The sequence below is a fragment of the Mucilaginibacter sp. genome (assembly GCF_036383575.1).
Taxonomy (GTDB): Bacteria; Bacteroidota; Bacteroidia; order Sphingobacteriales; family Sphingobacteriaceae; genus Mucilaginibacter.
Genome location: NZ_DASVOB010000134.1, coordinates 1 through 2,585, shown reverse-complemented (window position 1 = coordinate 2,585; position 2,585 = coordinate 1). Strand labels below are relative to the sequence as shown.

4 protein-coding genes are annotated in these 2,585 nt (G+C 43.5%); all 4 read left to right on the top strand.

Annotated elements, in window-relative coordinates:
* A partial coding sequence (locus VF500_RS04905; RefSeq protein ID WP_330858608.1) for a YeeE/YedE family protein occupies window positions 1–237 on the top strand: 237 nt, incomplete at its 5' end.
* A 1-nt stretch (window position 238) separates the two neighbouring features.
* The gene (locus VF500_RS04900) at window positions 239–649 is read left to right on the top strand and encodes a DUF6691 family protein (protein ID WP_330858607.1); all 411 of its coding nucleotides are present in this window, start codon (window positions 239–241) and stop codon (window positions 647–649) included.
* 80 nt (window positions 650–729) lie between these two features.
* On the top strand, window positions 730–1,317 hold the full coding sequence (locus tag VF500_RS04895; RefSeq protein ID WP_330858606.1) for a TlpA disulfide reductase family protein: 588 nt from the start codon (window positions 730–732) through the stop codon (window positions 1,315–1,317).
* A gap of 176 nt (window positions 1,318–1,493) precedes the next feature.
* The coding region (locus tag VF500_RS04890; protein ID WP_330858605.1) for an alpha-N-arabinofuranosidase at window positions 1,494–2,585 on the top strand (1,092 nt) is incomplete at its 3' end.

Below are 2,585 nucleotides of genomic sequence, written 5' to 3'. Positions count from 1 at the left end.
CTGCCAAAGGATATTTTCAGTTTTGATCAGCTGCTCACTTTAAGAGGCTTTATTTTTATGGTGATTGGTGGCTTTTTGGTAGGCTTTGGTACAAGGTATGCCGGCGGCTGCACATCGGGCCATGCCATTATGGGCATCTCGAACCTGCAATGGCCGTCATTAGTAGCTACCTGCTGCTTTATGGCCGGCGGCTTTATCATGACCTGGTTTATTTTACCTTACCTTTTACATTTATAATATGCGCAATATCAAATACCTGTTTGCAGGCCTGCTTTTTGGCATAGTGCTGGTAAAATCAGAGGTGATCTCCTGGTTCAGGATCCAGGAAATGTTCAGGCTGCAATCGTTTCATATGTACGGTATCATCGGCAGTGCCATTGTTGTAGGGATGATCTCCGTTTTGATCATTAAACGTTTCAAAATCAAAACCCTTTCAGGAGAGCCTATTGTTATCCCCGATAAAAAATTCAACTGGGGCAATGTTTACGGAGGATTGATATTTGGCTTAGGCTGGGCCATTACAGGTGCCTGCCCGGGGCCATTGTTTGCGCAGATAGGCAGCGGTTTTTTGGTTACTTTCGTTACACTTTTGAGCGCCATTTTGGGTACCTGGGTTTATGGAGCGATAGGGGATAAATTGCCGCAGTGAATTAATTTCACGCAAAGGCGCTAAGGCGAAAGATTTCATCAGTAGACCAGGCATAGGTAAAAACTCTTAAATATCATTTTATGATCCAACGGAAAAAAATATCGGCATCAAACATTTTCAGCAGCCTCTTTGTAGCGTTTGCCCTGTTGGTCATTTTCAACCCAAATGTTAAAGGCTATGTGATCAGGGGGCTAATGTCAATTGGCTTTTTCCAGCCAGATGCGGAGGGATACACCAATCGCCACGAAAGCTTTACCAATATTCCCGACATTCAGTTTAAAGACGTCAATGGCAGTATTATAGCGTTAAGCGCCTTAAAACCTAAAGTAGTATTTATCAATTATTGGGCAACCTGGTGCCCACCTTGCATTGCCGAAATGCCTAAGGTAAATGAGCTCTACAAAAAGTTCAGGAACGACCCAAAAGTAGCCTTCCTTTTGGTTGATGTAGATAACGACCTCCCCAAAGCCAAAGCTTTCATGCTTAAAAATGGATACGACCTGCCGTTATATATCCAAATGAGCAACGCACCCGATACTTTGCTCGATGGCACCATCCCCACCACCCTGGTATTTGGTAAAGATGGCAAGCTCATTTACAAACACTCCGGCGCAGCTGATTACAGCAGTGAAAAGTTTGAAGAGTTTATAAAAAAGAACCTTGATTAGCTTGATTAAAGGATTTCACGATGCGTTAATCATTGATTTTCATTTCCAACATGCCTATAATTCAAGGTAATCCTTAAATCAAGCTAATCATGGTTCAGATATTTTTATTGTTCTTTTAACACTTATTAATAAAATTTTTCTTTTCTTTACTGTACAATTAGCAACCTTAAGTTTCAATGAAAAAGAACCCGTTTTTACACCTCGGCGTTATCGCTTTGTCTTTATTGAGCTCGGCATCCTTCGGGCAAACAGGTACACTTAATATCAGTACCGATTCAAAAACCACCATTAGCAAGCACATTTACGGTCAGTTTGCCGAGCACCTCGGTCACGGCATTTACGGCGGTTTTTGGGTTGATAAAACCATGCCGGTAAAAAAGCAGGACCGCATCAGACTTGATATTGTTGATGCCCTCAAAAAGATAAAGATCCCTAACCTGCGCTGGCCCGGCGGCTGCTTTGCCGATGAATATCACTGGCGCGACGGTATTGGAGCTCCTGCCGAACGTCCGCGTATGGTAAACACTAACTGGGGTGGAATTACCGAAGATAACAGCTTTGGCACACACGAGTTCCTGGAACTTTGCGACCTGCTGGGTTGCGAGCCGTACATTGCAGGTAACGTGGGTAGCGGTACGGTTGATGAAATGTCGAAATGGATTGAATACTTAAACTCAAATAGCACCAGCACTGTAGTGCAACTGCGTAAGAAGAACGGGCACCCTGCTCCCTATAAAGTAACTTTTTGGGGTGTAGGTAACGAAAGCTGGGGCTGCGGCGGTAACATGACGCCTGAGTATTATACCGATTTGTTTAAGCGCTATGCCTCCTTTGCCAAAGATTATCCGAGTGCTAAACTGAAAAAAATAGCCAGCGGACCAAATGCTGATGACTACCACTGGACAGAAGTTTGTATGAAAAATATTTCGAGCGGGATGATGTCGGGCTTGTCGTTACATTATTATACCATACCTACCGGTAACTGGGGCAAAAAAGGCTCGGCAACTGATTTTAGCGAGAAAGAATACTTTGGCACTATGGTTAATTGTCTTAAAATGGAAGAACTGGTTACTAAACATTCGGCCATTATGGATAAATATGACCCGGAGAAAAAAGTAGCCCTTGTTGTTGATGAGTGGGGTGTTTGGACCGATCCTGAACCAGGTACCAACCCTGGCTTCCTTTATCAGCAAAACAGCCTTCGTGATGCTTTGATAGCTGGTACAACGCTAAACATATTCAACAACCACAGCGACCGCGTTAAAATG

Coding starts and splice junctions, on each gene's coding strand:
- VF500_RS04900 (WP_330858607.1), top strand. CDS start 239: ATGCGCAATATCAAATACCTGTTTGCAGGCCTGCTTTTTGGCATAGTG.
- VF500_RS04895 (WP_330858606.1), top strand. CDS start 730: ATGATCCAACGGAAAAAAATATCGGCATCAAACATTTTCAGCAGCCTC.